This is a genomic window from Flavobacterium sp. FlaQc-49, from assembly GCF_044005985.1.
Classification (GTDB): Bacteria; Bacteroidota; Bacteroidia; order Flavobacteriales; family Flavobacteriaceae; genus Flavobacterium; species Flavobacterium cupriresistens.
The window spans coordinates 118,073-134,828 of sequence record NZ_JBIPCS010000006.1 but is presented as its reverse complement, the minus strand read 5'-3'; the positions used below and the strand labels follow the sequence as shown (position 1 = coordinate 134,828).

Below are 16,756 nucleotides of genomic sequence, written 5' to 3'. Positions count from 1 at the left end.
CCGAGTTTACGCTTGTAGGTTTGCCGTTCAAATGAGACAAACATGCAATTTCAATTCATTAACAAACAAGTCGAAGTACGGGCACACGGTGACATAAATCCCTTTGATATTTCGAATTCAGACTTCACAAGAGCTGTGGCAATGGCAACCGAAAAAAAGTGCAGTCTTTTTATTGATCTCCACTCTTTCGGAGGTTCCGTAATAGAAGGCAATTTAATCTACAACACACTTTCGAATGCCAGAGTCAAAAGACTGCTTGACATTACCGGAATCGCTGCAAGTATGGCCACGATCATAATGCTTGCTGTAGACAAAATAAGAATGAACGATGACAGCTTTATAATGCTGCACCGTCCAACCTCTTACGTCGAAGGCGACGAAGATGCTATGCTCGAAACGGCTAAAATCTTGACCTCAATGAGAGGTACAATGGCTAAACGCTATTCTGAAATTTCAGGGAAAACCATTGACGAAGTAAATGCGCTTTGGCTCAATGGTAAAGATAACTGGATGGATGCTGCCGAAGCTTTGGAAGCCGGACTTATCCATGAAATTATAGTCACAGGCAGAGCACCGATATCTAAAACGGAAGTACTGGCCAACACTAAAAATGTATTTGAAAAATTCACTGCACGTCTGGCCGTCTCGCAACCTAACAATTTAAACGAAACAAGTATGAAAAAAGACCTTATCGCATCTTTAAAATTAGAAGGTGTAACAGAAGCTTCGAGTGATGTTGAGATCATTGAAGCAATTAAAAAACAACGAGTTGAGCAGGATGCTACAATTAAAGAATTGCAGCTAAAAGCAGAGGCAGACAAAGAGAAAAACATCGATGATCTGTTGGAGGAATATGTGACCGGAGAGGCTATCACAAAAGAGCAGCAAGCCACTTACAAAGAAGTAGGTAAAGCACTTGGAGCTGACAAGATGAAGGCTATGCTTCCAGCATTGAAAAAACCTGCACAAACACCTGTTCCATTGGCCACACTTATTAAAACTGCACCAACCGGAGTTGCTGCAGCTGCAGGAACTTTAAACATTACAGCAGAGAGCGCCTTGACAATTTCAGCCGAAACATGGGATGCACTTGCTAAAAAATCAGGTGAGCTCGAGGCAGTAAAAAACAGTAGACCCGAAGTATTCCAAGCCCTTTACAAGGCTAAATACGGTGTAGAACCAAAAGTATAATTAATTAAAAACAAATACCTAAAAAATGGCAGATGTGTATAAAGAAGTCTGGACTGGCGAATTAGTAAAAACAGTCAGTTCAGCAGAATCAGGAACGTTTTTAGAAACAATCCCGGACAGTTCGCAGTATGCGGAAAATGATGTAATTCACTTGGTTGATGTTGGTGTGGAACCGGACGTTATTATCAATAATACGACTTATCCTATTCCAATTCAAAGTTTAGATGATGACGATATCGCGATTAAACTCGATAAGTTCACAACTAAAACTACCCCGATATCAGACGATGAGTTGTATGCATTGTCTTATGATAAAGTAGCAACGGTAAAAGATAAACACGCATCAGCTATCTCAAAATCGAAATTTGCAAAAGCGCTTCACTCAATTGCGCCTGCAGGAAATACTGCAGAAACACCTGTAATTAAAACTACAGGACCGGTTGTAAATGGAAGAAAAACGCTTATCCCTGCAGATGTTGTAAGGCTTAAAAAAGCATACAATGACATGGGAATTGCTGGAGACCTAGTATTGGTTTTATGTACAGATCACGTAAATGATCTTTTGGCAGCAGACCAAAAATTCAAAGATCAGTATTACAACTATACGACAGGTGCGCTTGCAAATATGTATGGTTTTGCAATCTATGAGCATATTTCATGTCCTGTATTTACAAGTGCAGGTGCGAAAGGTTCTTTGGGTTCGCTTCCTACTTCAACAAACTTCAATGCATCTGTGTCATACTACAAGCCATTTGTGTTCAAATGTACTGGAAGCACTAAGATGTACTGGTCGCCTGCTGAGAATGATACAGAATATCAAAGAAACAAAATCAACTTCAATCACCGATACATTGCTATGCCTAAGAAAACTAAAGGTATGGGGGCAATTATGTCTGATGTAGCTTAATACTAAAAAAGTATGATAACAGAGAAAGAAAAAGCCATTGCTCAGGAGTATTTGGCAGATAAAGTAATCAAAGGAATCTGGGTAAATTCTGAAGGAGAATTGTTTTTTGACGAAGGTCTTGCAAAAGCAAGTGACGAAGAAGCCGAGTTTATAAAAAAGCAAAAACCTGATCAGAAGCAAAAAGCAGATCAGAAACCAAAAGTAGACCAGAAGCCAAAAGTCGACCAGAAGCCAAAAACAGATCAGAAACCAGATGCAGGAAGATCTGATACAAACACTCAAACTGGAGGTACTGATGATGCAGAACTTAAAGAAAAAAACTTAAAGCTTTTAACAGATACGGAACTTAAAAAAGAGAACTATCAGACAATGAAAGCCCTGGTTAAATTTTTCGATATCAAAACCGAAAATAACTCTGCAGATACTTTGATCGTCGCCCTAACTCAGTTTAAAGAAACTTTAAACAAGCTTTAAAATGAGTTTAAGAGGTGTATCAATTAGCGAAGGCAACATCGGAGCCAACCAAGCCGGCGACAACCGTCAGTTTGGACTTATTGGAAACGGTGCTGCAGTAGTTGGAAAATTAGCACTCGATACGGCGTACGTTCTACGCCGTATCGAAGATGCCGAAGCGCTGGGAATTACAGCGGCTTACGATCTGGAGAATAATATGCATGTATATCGTCATATCTCCGAATTCTATCGTATGAATGGACCAGGAAGAATTCTTAATATTATGCTGCTTGCTGACACTGTAGCATTAAAAAATATGATTTCGCCTGCAAAAACACTTATTGTAAGTGCTGAGGGTATGATCTCAGATTTAGCCTTTTTTGTAAATTCAGATGCCGTGATCACATTAATTAATGGTCTTCCAACAACGGTTAATGAATCAATTCCAGAACTGCAGAATTTGGCAGCCTGGGCAGGGCAAAACGATATGCCTTTGCATACCATAGTTGAGGGTTACGGTATTTCAGACACTTTAAGCACGCTTGCTGATCTTCGAGATTTTGAAATTATTGTCGCTGAGGAAGCTGTAAAAATATCTGCAACAAAGGTAAGTATGGTTATCGCTCAGGACTGGAACCACGCAGAATCTTTCACCGGCAATGCAAAAAAGTTTGCTGATGTTGGAACATTTTTAGGAGTAATAGCCTCTCATGCCTGGAACAGAAACCCTGGCGAAGTTGAAACCAAAAACATTCAAAATGTGCCTTTAAACTCTTGGATGATCGGAGGACTGTCTAATCACAAAAGATACAAAGACGTATTCGAATCCCTGGAGACCTTAAACGATAAAGGATACATAGTTCCTGTTAAATATCAGGGATTGGCAGGATACTGGTTTAATGATGGTCCCACTATGGCGCCGATTGTTATCGATGCTCAGGGAAATATGAATCAGCACACGATTTACTTTTCGCATACTATTGACCAGTGTGTAAGAGCACTTCGTTTGATTTATTTGCCGGAAATCAAAAAGCCGGTACCGCTTGAAAGTGGTCTGCTTCCAGTAGATATGGTAGAATACTACAATGCTATTGGTAATGATGTTTTTAATAGAATGGCATCCGCAGGACTTATCAGCGAGGGTAAAACCATTGTTGATCCTAACAGTGATTTGATTGGTAACAAAATATTAGACGTACAGTTTACAGTAGTTCCAACTGGAACTATAAACGAGCTTGTAGGAACTATAAATCTTAAAACCAGTATCTAATGGCAAAAGTAAAAAGAATGCATGAGGTGTATTCATCCGGTGATGTGACGGTAACCCTTGCTGGGAACTATGATATTAACCCATCGGCAATTGAATACAACTCTAATTATGCGCACGAATACCAAAGAGGCTTAAGACGAGATGCGAGAGGCTGGAGAATGGGAGCCAAAGAAATGGATGCCAAAATCACACTGCCTCTTGATGCAGTCGCCTGGATTGAGAGAACCGCACCAAATGGAGATATCGCCTTAATTAGGCCTTTTCCAATCATCATTACATTTTTGAATTCTGAAAATGAAATGATAAAAGACATCGTTACCGCAAAATTCAAAGGTAATGGCCGAGCAGTAACTAATGACGGCGAAATCGAAAAAGAATACGAACTATTTCCAACGGAAATAAAATTCAACGTTTAAAATGAAAGAACAAAAAAAACAATTACCGGAAGGTATTACGCAAGAAATGATCGATGCAGCTAGAGCAAAAGGTTTAGATGTAAGACTTGCAGAGGTGCCTATCGACGATGAGGGTAACACCCGTGACTTTTTAGTATGTGTACCCACAAGAACAGTTTTAGGACAGTTCAGAAGATTTATGGATTCAGACCCTAAAAAGGCAGATGATCTTTTGGTAAAAGCTTGCTTGTTGTCACATAAAGCAGAAGTGCTGGCAGATGATAATCTTTTCTCTGGAGTGATGTCTACTATTTCTGAACTCATTGTTATTAGAAAGGGTATCATAAAAAATGTCTAACGCAATTAGAGGATATACCTCTAATTGCGTCATCAGACGATTCACTTGATATTGACCAGCTCTGTTTTCAGTATGATGCCATGATTCGACTCTACTTCAAAGAAAACCCCGACGATCTTAGTGATGACGAATTTGCCAGGAGAATCAAAGAATTGAAATTTTTATCTGAGCAGGGCTTACTAAAATCACTATAGATGAAAGGAAACTTAGGAGATCGATTTAAAATGGCATTTGGTTTTGTAGCAGCTAAAATGAGCACTCAACTAACGGCGAAAGGTTTTGAAGCCGAGGTAGAACAACCTAAAAATTCGCAGGTACTTCTTTGGGATGATAAAACCAAATTTGACGAAGTAAAACTTTACCGGGACAAGATAGAATTTGATTTTGCCTTCCGAGAGATTGCCGAAGAATACGATACTGTTTTTGCGACACCGCCTATGCTGAGTTTCAGCAGGCAGAAAAAACTGATTGTTACCAGTATTGACAATGTTGATGATATCGAGGTGGTGGAGCGCTACAACACATCGCCTTATGATATCGACTGGAAAGGTCTTTTGATCGATATGGATAACCATACGTTTCCTGCAGATAAACTCAAGAAGCTAAATGAAATATTCAAGTTCAACGGAATCTGGAATGTCTCAAGTGAAATCTTTGACGCATTGGAAATTACCGCGATTTACATTCAGGAAGTGCAGATCGATTTTGTTGAAGGCTTCGAGGATACCATTGCTTACAGTTTCAAGATGCGAGCAATAAAAGATTTAGAATACCAATTACTAACCCAAAAATAAAGAAATGAAAAAATTGATTTCGATTTGCCTGGTCTCAGCTTTATGCCTTTTTTCAGTCCAGGCTGAACCCTTAAAAGAAAATACTATGCTGTATTTGAACATGAATTCAAAAGCCGTATTAGGCAACATTCAGTTAAACAATATTACTAGTTTCAACATTACCCAGACGGTACAGGAACTAAGTTCTACAGCAAAGTTAGTGGTACCGAAAGCTTACGGCAAAATTGGCCAGAAACCAATTTTGGATTTAATGAAAGTCGGTGACCCTGTTAAAATAGATCTTGGATATAATGGAGTGTACCATCAGGAGTTCGAAGGGTATATAAGCGAGATTGAAGCCGACGCGCCCTTGGTAATCAATTGCGATGATAAGATGTGGCCGTATAAGCAGAACAACTGGGTGAAAAATTACGGCAAGGCTGAATTAAAACCGGTACTGCAGGAACTGTTTCCGGGACTTATTATAGACTGCCCTCAGGTCAATTTAGGAAAATTCGAAATAGACAATGCGAGCTCGTATAAAGTCATTCAAGATTTACAAAGCGATCACGGTCTTTATTCTCGCATTACCGGAAACACTTTAAAGGTTGGTTTAGCATACGATTTTGCCGACCTGAGTCAAGTTCATACTTACGATATCCGAAAAGATGTGAAAGCCAATGATCTCAAGTATAAACGTAAAGAAGACATGCAGGTGCGTTTTAAAGCAGTGGCCAACCTGCCCAACGGCAAAAAGAAAACCGTGATGGTAGGCTCCAAATTACCTAACGCAAGTGAAAAGACATTGAACTTTGCTGGCAATTTCACTGAGGCAGAATTAAAAGAAAAGGCGGAAGCTGTGCTGGCTAAAGCTGTTTTTGATGGTTATACCGGCTCTGTTACAGGATTAGGAACGCCTTTAACCAGGTGCGGGGACTGTCTGAAGCTTATTGATCAGCAAAACCCGGAACGTGAAGGAACTTATATGATTGAGACAGTCGAGATATCGTATGATGATAACGGCTTTTCAAGGAAAAACACCCTGAGTTACAAAGTTTACTAATCCTTAAATAATCAAAGATGGCAGAAGTTGAAGAATTATTCAGCCGGGTGATGAAAAGGCAGATACAGGCCACGCGTTTTATTCAGATTGTTTCAGGAATCGCAACTGATGTGACAGAAACAACCTGCACTGTTAAACGAGAAGGTTCACCCGATCTCACCGGAGTGAGGTTAGATGCTATCGATGATACAATTGAAAATCAGGTTACGATTTATCCAAAAGATAACAGTCATGTTGTAGTTGGGATAATGGATGGCCTGAAAACTGAAGCGGTAGTACTCAGATGTTCGGAGGTTGAAATTATGCGAATTAAATGCGGCGGTGTCTCATTTATCGATGTTTTGAGCAGCTTAATTACAGAAGTTAAAAATGCAATTATCAACACACCTGCAGGAGCCGGAACTATAAGTCCGGTGACAGTTCAAAAACTCACTGCAGTTGAAGAAGATTTTAAAAAAATATTCAAATAATGGCACTCAATAAAGAAACTTTAAAAAACAATCTTCAAACTCTTTTTCAGCAAATGAGTACAAACAATAGTCAGGAAAACTCAATAGAAGTACTGGCAGACAGGTTGTCTACAGTAATTTTTGATTTTGTAAAAACTGCAGAGGTGGAAGTGGGACAGAGTGTAAGCACTACCGGAACCGCAGCTGCTCAAACCGGACAGACAACAACTAAAGGTATTATTATATGATCGGAATAAAATTAGATCAGGAATTCAATTTAGTGCTCGATGTTGTAAGAGACAGTGCCGGCAGAATTACAAGCGGGTTTGTCCTGGACAACATTGATTATCAAAGATGCCACATGATTACGATTGCCCAAAAAGGCGATATAAAAGGCGCACCAACTCTTGGTTTTGGTATAGAGAACTATATGCGGGGAGTTGTAATAGATAATAATCAGAAGTTTAAAACAGAACTTCAAAAAGAGTTAAAAGCTGATGGTATCAATGCAGAAGTAATAGTTTCTGCAGACGGTACGGAATTTAAAATCAATCAAAAATGAGTTTAAAAGACAAACAAGTAATATTCCTTAAAAATTTTGCATTACTAATCATTTGGGCTAATGAAAACGGCTATGAGGTAACTGCAGGCGAATTGTTCAGAACAGAAGAACAACACGCATTAAATAAAAAAAAGGGATTAACAAAGGCCGTAAGAAGCAAGCACCAGGACAGGCTTGCAGGCGATTTGAATCTATTCGTAAAAGGAGTATACCAGACAACCAGAGAGCCTTACAAGCCTTTAGCTGTTAAATGGAAATCCCTTCATCCGGATAATGCTGCAGGTTATGACTGGGGCTGGGATGCAAACCACTTCGAAATGAAATAACGTTGCTAAAACAGTAAATAAATGGGAGACATTCTACGCCAAATAGTACCTACGGTTATAATTGCAATAGTTGCTTATATCACAGGATGGAAAAAAAATAAAATTGAAAATCAAAAAAGCGAGTTAGACTCAGTTCAAAAGGCAATTGAAATCTGGCAGAAAACGGCCACTGATCTGCAGGCTGAAACAAGAGAATTACGCGAGGATGTAATGAAAATGAGAAACGAAAACAGGCGCTTGCATGTTGCCGTAGCCAAATTCACTAAAGCATTGCAGAAGTTCGACACTGAGCTCGCTGAGCAAATAAATAAAGAAATCAACAATGAAAAAAATTAGCCTACTTCTATTAGTAATCCTCTTTTTGGGATGCAAAACCGTTAAGACGGTTGAACAATCACAGGAAAAGCGTAAAGACAGCATAAGCTACGTTGAACGAGTTAAAATCGATACACTAAGAATCCCTGGAGAAAAAGTGCAAATTGAACTTCCCTGCGATGAATTAAAACCGCAGAGCTCTGCCCAGGGCAGAGCAAACGTAAAAGCAGAACCAAAAGGAAACGGGTACATTGTTACGGCTAGTTGTGATAGCATTGAAAAACTCGTAATCAGCAAAGATCGGGATATTTATCGGTTAACAGAATTGCTTAAAGCTAGCAATAGAAAAGAGACCGTAGAACTCACATTTATGCAGAAGTTTTGGATTGGCGCCGGGAAGCTTTTTATCTGTTTAATTCTTTTAGTTATCATAGTAAAACTATTGTCGAGATGGAAATTATTGCGCTAGAAGGTCAAAGTTATCTTGATATTGCAATTCAGGGCGGTTCGCTCGAAAATATACTCAAGATAAATCCCAATATCAGTATTACAGATGAACCTGTAATCGGTAGTAATTATAATGTAGCGATTGAAAACGCACAAATTTCTAACTACTACCAGAGAAACAAAATTGAACCGGCTACCGCATTAAGCGATTCAGATACATCAATCATAACACCTGATGATGGTATCGGCGCCATGAGCATTGAAAACACATTTATTGTACGATAATGGCAAGAACAACAGCAGAAATAAAAAGAGAGATTACAACCGCATTTATGAATAATGGGGTTCTGAGTTTCTTATACGGCTTTCAGATCGGGGCATCTTTTGAAGAAACTTTTTCGAATACCGCAGTTGAGAGTATAATATTTGACATCATGGCTTTTTGTGTTTACACTCATGAAACGCTTTTTGATATTCATAAGGCGGAAATTGATGATAAACTCACAAATCAGAAATCCGGCAGACCAAGCTGGTACAGGTACATGGCTCTTCAGTTTCAATATGGCTTTTCCCTGGTGCCGGATAAAGACTATTTCGATAATACCAATGCCACAGAAGAACAGATCGAAACTTCAAAGATTGTAAAATATGCTGCTGTTACCCAGCCTCCGGGCAGGCTTGTTATTAAGATTGCCGGTGAAAGTAACAATGCACTATCTCCCATTCCTGCTGCAGGTCTGGTTTCTTTCATAGAGTATGTTGAGGAAATTAAGTGGGGCGGTGTTGATGTTGATGTGATCAACTTTTTGCCTGACCGTCTGTACTTGGTTATTCAAATTGAACGTGATGCCCTGGTACTGGATGAAAACGGCATGAGTATTTTAAACGGAAATTATCCTGTCAATGACGCCATTCAGGAATATATGAAAGAATTACCGTTTGACGGTCAGCTTGCTCTTGCTCACTTGACCGATAAACTCCAAAAGGTATCAGGCGTTAAAATACCGACAATAGTAAGTGCCCAGAGTTCGTGGATTGATGCAGATTTGGGAGGTTATGGACCACCGCAGCCAATCAATATTAAAACCATTCCGGTGAGCGGTTATTTTGAAGTTCAGGGATTTAATGATATCAGCTATGTGGTATAAAATAGATTACAATAAACTGGTTGCGCTCTACCTGTCGACATTCTTAAGGAAAGAAGACTTAGTCGCTTTGCTGCAGGCTTTAATTAAACCTATTGATTCTTTATACTATTTCTGGTACAACTGGCGTATTGAAAACATTTATAAAGTGGAGCATACTGGGCAGGTTTGTTCACTCAGAGGTTCTTTAAACGATAAGTTCGACCCACAGCTTCGCAGGATTTACATAGGTAACGGCTTGGAGCGTGAACCCTTCTATATTTTTACTGAAGCAGAGAATCAGGAAGTTTGGCTTCATACAGAAGCGGAAGAAGAGATCATCTGGCTTTATACTGACGCTGAAACATCGGACAGCGGTTTCGATTTTATCGTCTGGGTGCCCGAGGAACTATACAACACTCAAATATTTGGCCTTATGGCTCACATAGATTTTTATAAAACAGGTGGCAAACACTACACCATACTAATAATTCCATAAAATGAACAACTCAAAATTTGTAAAAACAGAAGGATACCCGCTAACAGCTGATAGGCTGCAGGAACTGCAGACTACTTTTCAAATCTTTAACTCATTTGGAAGCCTTGCTGGTGATTTGACAATTGTTTCAGGTTGCAAAATTGAAGGAACAACAATTGAAAATGGTTCTGTTATGATTAATGGTGAATTATTAGAATTTCGTGAGGCTGCATTTTCTCCTGATTCAACTGTGATTATTTATGAAGAAATTGTTTCTAAACCTTTTAAAAATGGAACGGTTAAAGACATTTATGCAATTCGTTACGCATCCATTGGAACTGCAGAAACTTCATGGCTGTGGTCAGATTTTACAAGACTTGACCCTATTGCAGTAATAATGACCAGAATGGCAATTTTAGAAAAAAAGGCTGCAGTATTTCAAGCCGGAGGCGGTATGGTGTTGTGGAATAAACCTGCAGCAGATATTCCTGCAGGCTGGCAGGAAGTTGTAAACTGGCGTGGAAAAATGCCAGTAGGTTTTGATGATTCGCAGGTAGAATTTAAGCCATTAGGCTTTGCTTCCGGAAGTAAAAATAAAACCTTGTCTGAATCTGAGCTTCCGGTGATATCGCCAATAAATGGAACCGGATTTCAAAAAGGCGGCACATTTGGAGGTTCTACCGGATTAACTGTAGGTGATACGGCTACAGGAGATTTTGCGCCCGGACAGCTAATTAAACCTTTTGGGGGCGGACAGTCTTTTTCTATTTTGAACCCATATCGAGTAGTATATTTTATTGAATATATCGGATAATCTATGGCAACAAATATAAATACAATTTTAAGCTGGTTTAAAACCGGTTTAAAGCCAACTCAAGCGCAATTTTGGGCTTCGTGGTCAAGTTTTTGGCATAAAGACGAGATAATACCTCAAAGTGCAATTTCTAACCTTACCACTGTTTTAAATGCGAAAGCAGAAAAAAGCCAGTTCGATGCTCATAAAACCGATCCAAATGCACACCCCAACTTAATTTTAAAAGCCAGGATAATTCCAATTGGAGGATTACTGGTTTTTAAAGTCGCACCAAACGAGAATGAAGCCGAAAAACAGCCAGGTGATTATTGCATGGGAATTGTTGAAGATCGTTTTGTAAATGGCAATTGGAATGGCGCAAACGATCAATTGAAATCTTCTTACGAATAATACTAATCAACTAATTATATGAAACTAAAAAAAAGAATAAAAGTTTTAGAGACCGAAATCTCCGAGCTTAAAAAACAAGTTCAAAACAGCAGTATTACAATCACTTATGGCTGTAATCCGAATTTAAAAGCAGTTATCAGTTTAAATGATGGCGCATTTACGATTCAAAAAATAACCACAACATCAACCCCTGAAATAATCCTAAAAGACAATCAATAATATATGAAAAAGTTACTCTTATTTTTAGTCCTGATAGTTACAATTAATGTATCAGCACAAGCAACAACATGGTTTAGCAAGCCATTAGAATTAGATAAAGTACCGGTGAGTACTTCAAAAGCAGACAGCGTTTTAGTGCGTGGAACTGATAAAATTTTAAAAACTGTTCCAAAAACGCAATTATTAACAGATGTCATGAAAAAAAGCGGGGATGAAACTAAAACCGGAAAACTTACATTATCAGATCAATTAATATTAGGTGAACAAAGTGGCTCGCCACAAGAATTATTGAAATTACCTGCTAGCTCTTCAATTAAATACAATAATACTCAAGTAAATCAATATGATTTTAATATAACGACATTAGGGGCTGATAGTTTCTTTTGGCTTAATGATGAGGGGCATTCAAGACAATGTCTATTGTACGCAGATGCCGATTCTACAATAGACAGTGATGTTTTTGGACTGAGCGCAAGTCAGGACGATGGTTTAACTTGGAATAAAACATTTTCAATTACTCAAGGTGGTCAAGGTTACCTAAAGGGAGGTTTTACATCAAATAGAATCGCATTAACTGACAATACTTATAACTACAAACAATATCTGTCACCAATAAGAAATAATTTAGGAGGTTTTTACAATTCGCCTTTCTTCGCTTCGGATTATGGGTATTACTCTTTTAGACCAAGTATTAATGATACGCCTTCACGCTTCTATATAATGCCGAACGGCACAACAGATTTGACACCAGTTGGAACAACTAGTAAGTTTGAAATGTTCAATATGGATTATTCAGTTAATTACACACAATACACAGGTTTCAATGTTTTTTTGGAAAATGTAAACAATACAATAAATATTGGTCCCAATCGAGGAGCGTTAGGGGGCAACAGAATGAAAATGAGAATAGCTGGCGATTACACCGGCTCACAATTCTTAACCAATTCGTCGCTGATAGATTTTAATACTGATGATTCTATCAATATAAATCCTTTTAAAGGAGCTGTATCTGTAGGAACCGATGTTATTGATCCCTTTGGAATTGCTACTCCTAATCAGTTTACATTTAAAAACCCTCTAAGTAATAGCGCTGCAAGACTTAATGTGGTTGGTAATAATGCAGCAGCTGGTTTGTATTTAGGGAGGGACGGAGTAAGAACTGCAAGCTTTGCAACCCAAGGCACTACATCAGATGCGGTGATAGCTACTAATCCCACAAATACGGGAACGGGATTGACTGAAAACTTTAGAGTTTTTGCCAGTAATGGGGCTGTAGTTATTCAACATGGAGGGACATTTGTAAATAATCTTATTGATAAACTAAAAGTTGACGGTTCTATTTTAGCTACTCAATTTAAAATATCGGCTTTAAATACAGCGCCGGCATCTGCCACAGCATCTGGAACACTGGGAGAAATCAGAATCACAGCAACCTATATCTACATTTGTACAGCAACAAACACGTGGGTAAGATCATCTTTAGCAACATGGTAAATTTAATATATATGAATAAATCAAAAATTGCAGTTATCGTTAGTATTTTAATCGTTCTAACAGGAATGATCGATACTAAATTCGAACTTTTACAAGAAGCGGGGTTTTCCCTGGTAACAATCAATAGAATCAAATTAATCGGCTTGGTTCTGTCGGCAGTACTTCCAAGTATTACACCATTATTTTCGAAAGAAGAAAAGTAAAAAAGATTCTCAGGAGCGGGAATTAAAAAAGTCCTCCAACAATTAAAAACTTCTCACGGTAATTTAATTAAGCATAAAGCCACAGCGTTGGAGGACATAAGTCTTCTATGCTGTGGCTTTGGTATGTTTTATAAATTCCGTGAGAGGTGCAAATATAATCATCATCAATCATCAATCAAAGAAAGAACAGTATAAAATGAATAAGTATCATCAAATACTAAATAAGATCATAATTAAAGGCAAAAGCCAGGACAATAAAAAAGGTTCAATATCATATCTCTTGAATCAAAAGCTAGAATTAAAACCAATTGATTTATTAGAACTATTCGAAGGGCATTCAGTTGCTAAAAAGAAACTAAAGGATGAATTGACGCTATTTATGGCCGGCGAAAGATCAACCGAAGCTTATCGCGAAATTGGTGTGTCGTGGTGGGACTACTGCGGGCCAATATTAGTAAATAGTTACCCGACTTATTTTGAGAAACTGCCAAAACTTATAGAAAAAATCAATAAGGAGAAAAGAAGCTCAAAGAATTATGTTTTGTTTCTTGGTTCTAACGATACTGAAAGCAATCAACAGCCATGCTTGAGCTTGATTCAATTTCAAATTGAAAATGAAAAACTAATTTTAAGCGCATATCAGCGAAGTTCCGACAGTAACCTAGGTTTGCCCTCAGATATTTATCATTTGTATCTAATAAGCAAGAAAATTGACCTTAAATTGAAAAGCATTACTTTGTATCTCGGTAACGTTCATATTTACGACAACAATATTGAAGCTACAAAACAATTGATAGTAGGGGAATCAGTTAAATTTAATTTAAACGTTGGTTAAATCGTATTTAAAAGCCAAACTGCGAATTGCAGTTTGGCTTTTATATATTTGCAAAAACTTTAGTCATGGATAGTAGAAATTTTCAAGAAGAAAACATAATCAAAATCCTAGAAAAATATATTAACCTTCAATTTAGAGATAGATTGATGAATGATTTTAAAATCAGTCAATCTCATGCCGATGGTGTAATTAAATCTGCAGCAGTAGCAGATTTGTATATCGAAATAAAAGGCTCTAGAGAATGCAGATTAATAGGTTTCGATAACAAAGCCACATTGCTTGAAGTTATTCTATCTTTAAGTCCTGAAAATGGATGGATTGGATTCGATAAGATAGCTAACATTCGTTCTCTCATTAGAAAAATGAGATGGTATAAGAAAGAAAGGCAGAAGGGAATTTATGAAGGATTATCATATTTAGTATATAAAAAGTCTTCCAATAGGGTTAGTAAGAATGCAAGAAAAATAACAGACCAACAATTAGAGCTATTGATTGATATCAAGAACTCCAATCCCGAAATATCAGCATTTGAGGTATATGAAAGAATGAAAAATACATTTAGTGATTTAAATGTACAGAGTGGTGCTATTGCACATTATTCGAGAGCTATTGACGTCGATAATTTCAAGAATAAACTAAAATGATGTCTGTTTTTTTTGCACATTTTAATTTCAAGTTTCGCACATTTTAATTTTTCGATTATATAATTAATGATCATCTTTATCGCGGACCTTATCAGTATCGACTGGTGCTGCTGCTTTATGTATTCAATGATACTGCTCTTTTTTTCGACAAATCGTTTAGCGAAAATATAATCGTAAAATGTCTGATGAAAGAACTGGAGCTGTCTTGCGTCCTTTTTTATCAAACGTTCACTTTCCAGATAATTCAACTCGTATAAGTAATTATCAAAATGAAATTCATTTACAGTAATAGTCTGGTCTGTAAACATCTTATTGGCAATCTTAAAGAGAAGCTTTTTTACTTTCGATGGATCTACTGGTGTTTGATGATTTATTGATCTAATTTTAGATTTATAAAGTTCTGTATACAGTTCATGCAAGGAGCTTATTGATGAATTTGAATTAATAGAAGAACTTACACGAGTGTAAATATTGAGATGACTAGGCGTTCTCAACAGCTGCAGCAGCTTCTTAGAGATATCATTTTCATTAATTCTCTTTTTTTTAATTATTTCTAATACTTCCGATTCACTCAGCAGACCAACTTTGACCTTTTTTAAGTTTTTATAAACTTTTAAGGACGGGTCATAATGAAGATCGAAGATTCGAACAGAGACAATAAGGCGTATATTTGGGTCGTATGTAAATTGATCAATTATAAGTTTAAAAACATCAAGATAGCTTCTATTGCTGGACATTGACTGAGATAAAGCATCAATCTGATCAATAATAATTACCGTTTTATTGTATTTTTCTTTACATTGTTCTATCAGGTCCAGAACAGGAACTTTAAGTCCCGTTTTAAACTGCAGCTCCTGTATATTAGAAGAATGTAATTTGTCGGCTTTCAAACCTAAAACAGGAATGTTATTATGAGTTAACTGGTCGTAAAGATCTTTTAGTATAACAGTTTTACCCATACCTGCATTCGCTGCAAGAAGACAAATATTTAATGGGCGATCTAACTCGTCCAGATCATGTGCTGTGTTTATCCATTCAAAAAGTTCCTGTGTTTCTTTTCTTGGAATGTGTGAATCTGATATGTCATCAAAATGATTCTTTTCGATATGCAGACTAGCTGAACCTTTATGTAATTCCTGTTTTATTCGAGGTTCGGTCAACACATTGTTAAATTGCTCTAACAATGTTTTTTCAAGATTTTTAATAGGAACATCTGAAACTACAGTACGAACCTGAAAAAATAATGGCTGAAGATGCTGACAAGAAGGATGAACAAGTAGTGCATCAAGATCCTGAGGATAGATTTTTTTTACTTTTATTGCAGCTAAAATTTCTAAGACATCATCAAAAGTTGAGGGCTGAAGGGAAAGGGGTTTTATTGTAGGATGCTGTAGATTTTTATTGACCCATTTCTCCAGATCATTTTCCTTTACAATATTTGCATTAAAATCGTCAATAAAATCGCTGCATTCCATTACAAATCCTGTTGAAACAGCTATATAATATGTGAATTTTTTTTTATCCGGAATCAATCTTGAGTCCAGCAGGCTGTAAAGCACGAATTTGGTAATTTCCTCTCCAAACTGTTGTTTTGAGAGATTCTTCTTGTACCTTTTACATTGAATAATTCCAGTACTTTTACCGTTATTAAATAAAGCACAGTCACGTCCTTTATCATGAACTCCTGACATAGGTGAAATGCTTTCAAAAGACTCGAATTTATTCTCTTTAATCAAAATATCATATAGGCTATAAACCAATTCTTCATACCTGCGGTCATCAGAAATTTGGTTATAAGGAAATGATTTATTTTCAATTGCGATAGGCTTGATTTCTTGCGGATCGTCAAAAGGTAATACAGTATGATATTGAATTAAATCCATATGCAGTAATCAGAGTTCAATAATTGTAATTGAGGGCTATTTCTAATGATATATTTACAAAACAAAAAGATGAATGTAAAAGAAACTCAAATATAGATATTATTTGCGCTTTTTTTGGAGTCATTTAATAACTAAAATTGAAGAGAAACAGTTATTTAGGTTT

The 16,756-nt window shown here is 37.2% G+C and carries 25 protein-coding genes; 24 read left to right on the top strand and 1 reads right to left on the bottom strand.

The annotated features are described in order from the left end of the window. Positions 1-42: 42 nt before the first annotated feature. The 24 genes from ACHRV3_RS14145 (at position 43) to ACHRV3_RS14030 (ending at position 14,710) form a co-directional block, all read left to right on the top strand. On the top strand, positions 43-1,191 hold the full coding sequence (locus ACHRV3_RS14145) for a Clp protease ClpP (protein WP_395435149.1): 1,149 nt from the start codon (positions 43-45) through the stop codon (positions 1,189-1,191). Positions 1,192-1,216: 25 nt separating this feature from the next. Then, positions 1,217-2,098 (top strand): hypothetical protein, encoded by an 882-nt coding sequence (locus ACHRV3_RS14140; RefSeq protein WP_395435150.1) that lies wholly within the window; start codon positions 1,217-1,219, stop codon positions 2,096-2,098. Positions 2,099-2,110: 12 nt separating this feature from the next. Then, positions 2,111-2,572, top strand: a complete 462-nt coding sequence (locus ACHRV3_RS14135) for a hypothetical protein (protein ID WP_395435151.1) — start codon at positions 2,111-2,113, stop codon at positions 2,570-2,572. A gap of 1 nt (position 2,573) precedes the next feature. Further along, positions 2,574-3,821 carry a DUF2586 family protein gene (locus ACHRV3_RS14130; protein WP_395435152.1) on the top strand — a complete coding sequence of 416 codons (1,248 nt, stop codon included), beginning with the start codon at positions 2,574-2,576 and terminating at the stop codon, positions 3,819-3,821. Then, the gene (locus ACHRV3_RS14125; RefSeq protein ID WP_395435153.1) at positions 3,821-4,237 is read left to right on the top strand and encodes a hypothetical protein; all 417 of its coding nucleotides are present in this window, start codon (positions 3,821-3,823) and stop codon (positions 4,235-4,237) included. Before ACHRV3_RS14130 ends, ACHRV3_RS14125 begins: the two co-directional genes overlap by 1 nt. Before the next feature lies 1 nt (position 4,238). Next, positions 4,239-4,574 carry a hypothetical protein gene (locus ACHRV3_RS14120; protein ID WP_395435154.1) on the top strand — a complete coding sequence of 112 codons (336 nt, stop codon included), beginning with the start codon at positions 4,239-4,241 and terminating at the stop codon, positions 4,572-4,574. Between the two features lie 194 nt (positions 4,575-4,768). Next, complete coding sequence (locus ACHRV3_RS14115; protein WP_395435155.1) at positions 4,769-5,368, top strand: DUF6046 domain-containing protein; 600 nt, start codon at positions 4,769-4,771, stop codon at positions 5,366-5,368. Between the two features lie 85 nt (positions 5,369-5,453). Beyond that, positions 5,454-6,410: a hypothetical protein gene (locus tag ACHRV3_RS14110; protein ID WP_395435156.1), complete on the top strand. Its 957-nt coding sequence runs from the start codon at positions 5,454-5,456 to the stop codon at positions 6,408-6,410. 17 nt (positions 6,411-6,427) lie between these two features. Continuing rightward, positions 6,428-6,880 (top strand): hypothetical protein, encoded by a 453-nt coding sequence (locus ACHRV3_RS14105; RefSeq protein WP_395435157.1) that lies wholly within the window; start codon positions 6,428-6,430, stop codon positions 6,878-6,880. Continuing rightward, the gene (locus tag ACHRV3_RS14100; protein ID WP_395435158.1) at positions 6,880-7,107 is read left to right on the top strand and encodes a hypothetical protein; all 228 of its coding nucleotides are present in this window, start codon (positions 6,880-6,882) and stop codon (positions 7,105-7,107) included. The genes ACHRV3_RS14105 and ACHRV3_RS14100 overlap by 1 nt, the downstream gene beginning before the upstream one ends. Beyond that, the gene (locus ACHRV3_RS14095) at positions 7,104-7,421 is read left to right on the top strand and encodes a hypothetical protein (protein ID WP_395435159.1); all 318 of its coding nucleotides are present in this window, start codon (positions 7,104-7,106) and stop codon (positions 7,419-7,421) included. The genes ACHRV3_RS14100 and ACHRV3_RS14095 overlap by 4 nt, the downstream gene beginning before the upstream one ends. After that, positions 7,418-7,747: a hypothetical protein gene (locus tag ACHRV3_RS14090; protein ID WP_395435160.1), complete on the top strand. Its 330-nt coding sequence runs from the start codon at positions 7,418-7,420 to the stop codon at positions 7,745-7,747. The genes ACHRV3_RS14095 and ACHRV3_RS14090 overlap by 4 nt, the downstream gene beginning before the upstream one ends. 21 nt (positions 7,748-7,768) lie before the next feature. Beyond that, on the top strand, positions 7,769-8,083 hold the full coding sequence (locus ACHRV3_RS14085) for a hypothetical protein (protein WP_395435161.1): 315 nt from the start codon (positions 7,769-7,771) through the stop codon (positions 8,081-8,083). After that, a complete protein-coding gene (locus tag ACHRV3_RS14080; RefSeq protein WP_395435162.1) occupies positions 8,070-8,531 on the top strand; it encodes a hypothetical protein in 462 nt (153 codons plus the stop codon). Before ACHRV3_RS14085 ends, ACHRV3_RS14080 begins: the two co-directional genes overlap by 14 nt. Then, complete coding sequence (locus ACHRV3_RS14075) at positions 8,513-8,794, top strand: hypothetical protein (protein WP_395435163.1); 282 nt, start codon at positions 8,513-8,515, stop codon at positions 8,792-8,794. The genes ACHRV3_RS14080 and ACHRV3_RS14075 overlap by 19 nt, the downstream gene beginning before the upstream one ends. Continuing rightward, positions 8,794-9,657, top strand: a complete 864-nt coding sequence (locus tag ACHRV3_RS14070) for a nucleotidyltransferase (RefSeq protein ID WP_395435164.1) — start codon at positions 8,794-8,796, stop codon at positions 9,655-9,657. The genes ACHRV3_RS14075 and ACHRV3_RS14070 overlap by 1 nt, the downstream gene beginning before the upstream one ends. Next, on the top strand, positions 9,647-10,132 hold the full coding sequence (locus tag ACHRV3_RS14065; RefSeq protein WP_395435165.1) for a hypothetical protein: 486 nt from the start codon (positions 9,647-9,649) through the stop codon (positions 10,130-10,132). Before ACHRV3_RS14070 ends, ACHRV3_RS14065 begins: the two co-directional genes overlap by 11 nt. Position 10,133: 1 nt before the next feature. Beyond that, positions 10,134-10,925 (top strand): hypothetical protein, encoded by a 792-nt coding sequence (locus ACHRV3_RS14060; RefSeq protein ID WP_395435166.1) that lies wholly within the window; start codon positions 10,134-10,136, stop codon positions 10,923-10,925. 3 nt (positions 10,926-10,928) lie between these two features. Then, complete coding sequence (locus ACHRV3_RS14055; RefSeq protein ID WP_395435167.1) at positions 10,929-11,315, top strand: hypothetical protein; 387 nt, start codon at positions 10,929-10,931, stop codon at positions 11,313-11,315. 18 nt (positions 11,316-11,333) lie between these two features. Next, complete coding sequence (locus ACHRV3_RS14050; RefSeq protein WP_395435168.1) at positions 11,334-11,534, top strand: hypothetical protein; 201 nt, start codon at positions 11,334-11,336, stop codon at positions 11,532-11,534. Between the two features lie 3 nt (positions 11,535-11,537). Next, on the top strand, positions 11,538-13,028 hold the full coding sequence (locus ACHRV3_RS14045; RefSeq protein ID WP_395435169.1) for a hypothetical protein: 1,491 nt from the start codon (positions 11,538-11,540) through the stop codon (positions 13,026-13,028). Continuing rightward, entirely contained in the window at positions 13,022-13,231 is a 210-nt protein-coding gene (locus ACHRV3_RS14040) for a hypothetical protein (protein ID WP_395435170.1), read from the top strand. The genes ACHRV3_RS14045 and ACHRV3_RS14040 overlap by 7 nt, the downstream gene beginning before the upstream one ends. Positions 13,232-13,427: 196 nt before the next feature. Next, positions 13,428-14,066, top strand: coding sequence for a thymidylate synthase (locus tag ACHRV3_RS14035; RefSeq protein ID WP_395435171.1), 639 nt, complete (start codon positions 13,428-13,430; stop codon positions 14,064-14,066). 65 nt (positions 14,067-14,131) lie between these two features. Continuing rightward, on the top strand, positions 14,132-14,710 hold the full coding sequence (locus ACHRV3_RS14030) for a hypothetical protein (RefSeq protein ID WP_395435172.1): 579 nt from the start codon (positions 14,132-14,134) through the stop codon (positions 14,708-14,710). On the opposite strand, the gene ACHRV3_RS14025 is transcribed toward ACHRV3_RS14030, so the two are convergent. Further along, positions 14,662-16,593 carry an NACHT domain-containing protein gene (locus tag ACHRV3_RS14025; RefSeq protein WP_395435173.1) on the bottom strand — a complete coding sequence of 644 codons (1,932 nt, stop codon included), beginning with the start codon at positions 16,591-16,593 and terminating at the stop codon, positions 14,662-14,664. The genes ACHRV3_RS14030 and ACHRV3_RS14025 overlap by 49 nt on opposite strands. Positions 16,594-16,756 lie beyond the last annotated feature (163 nt).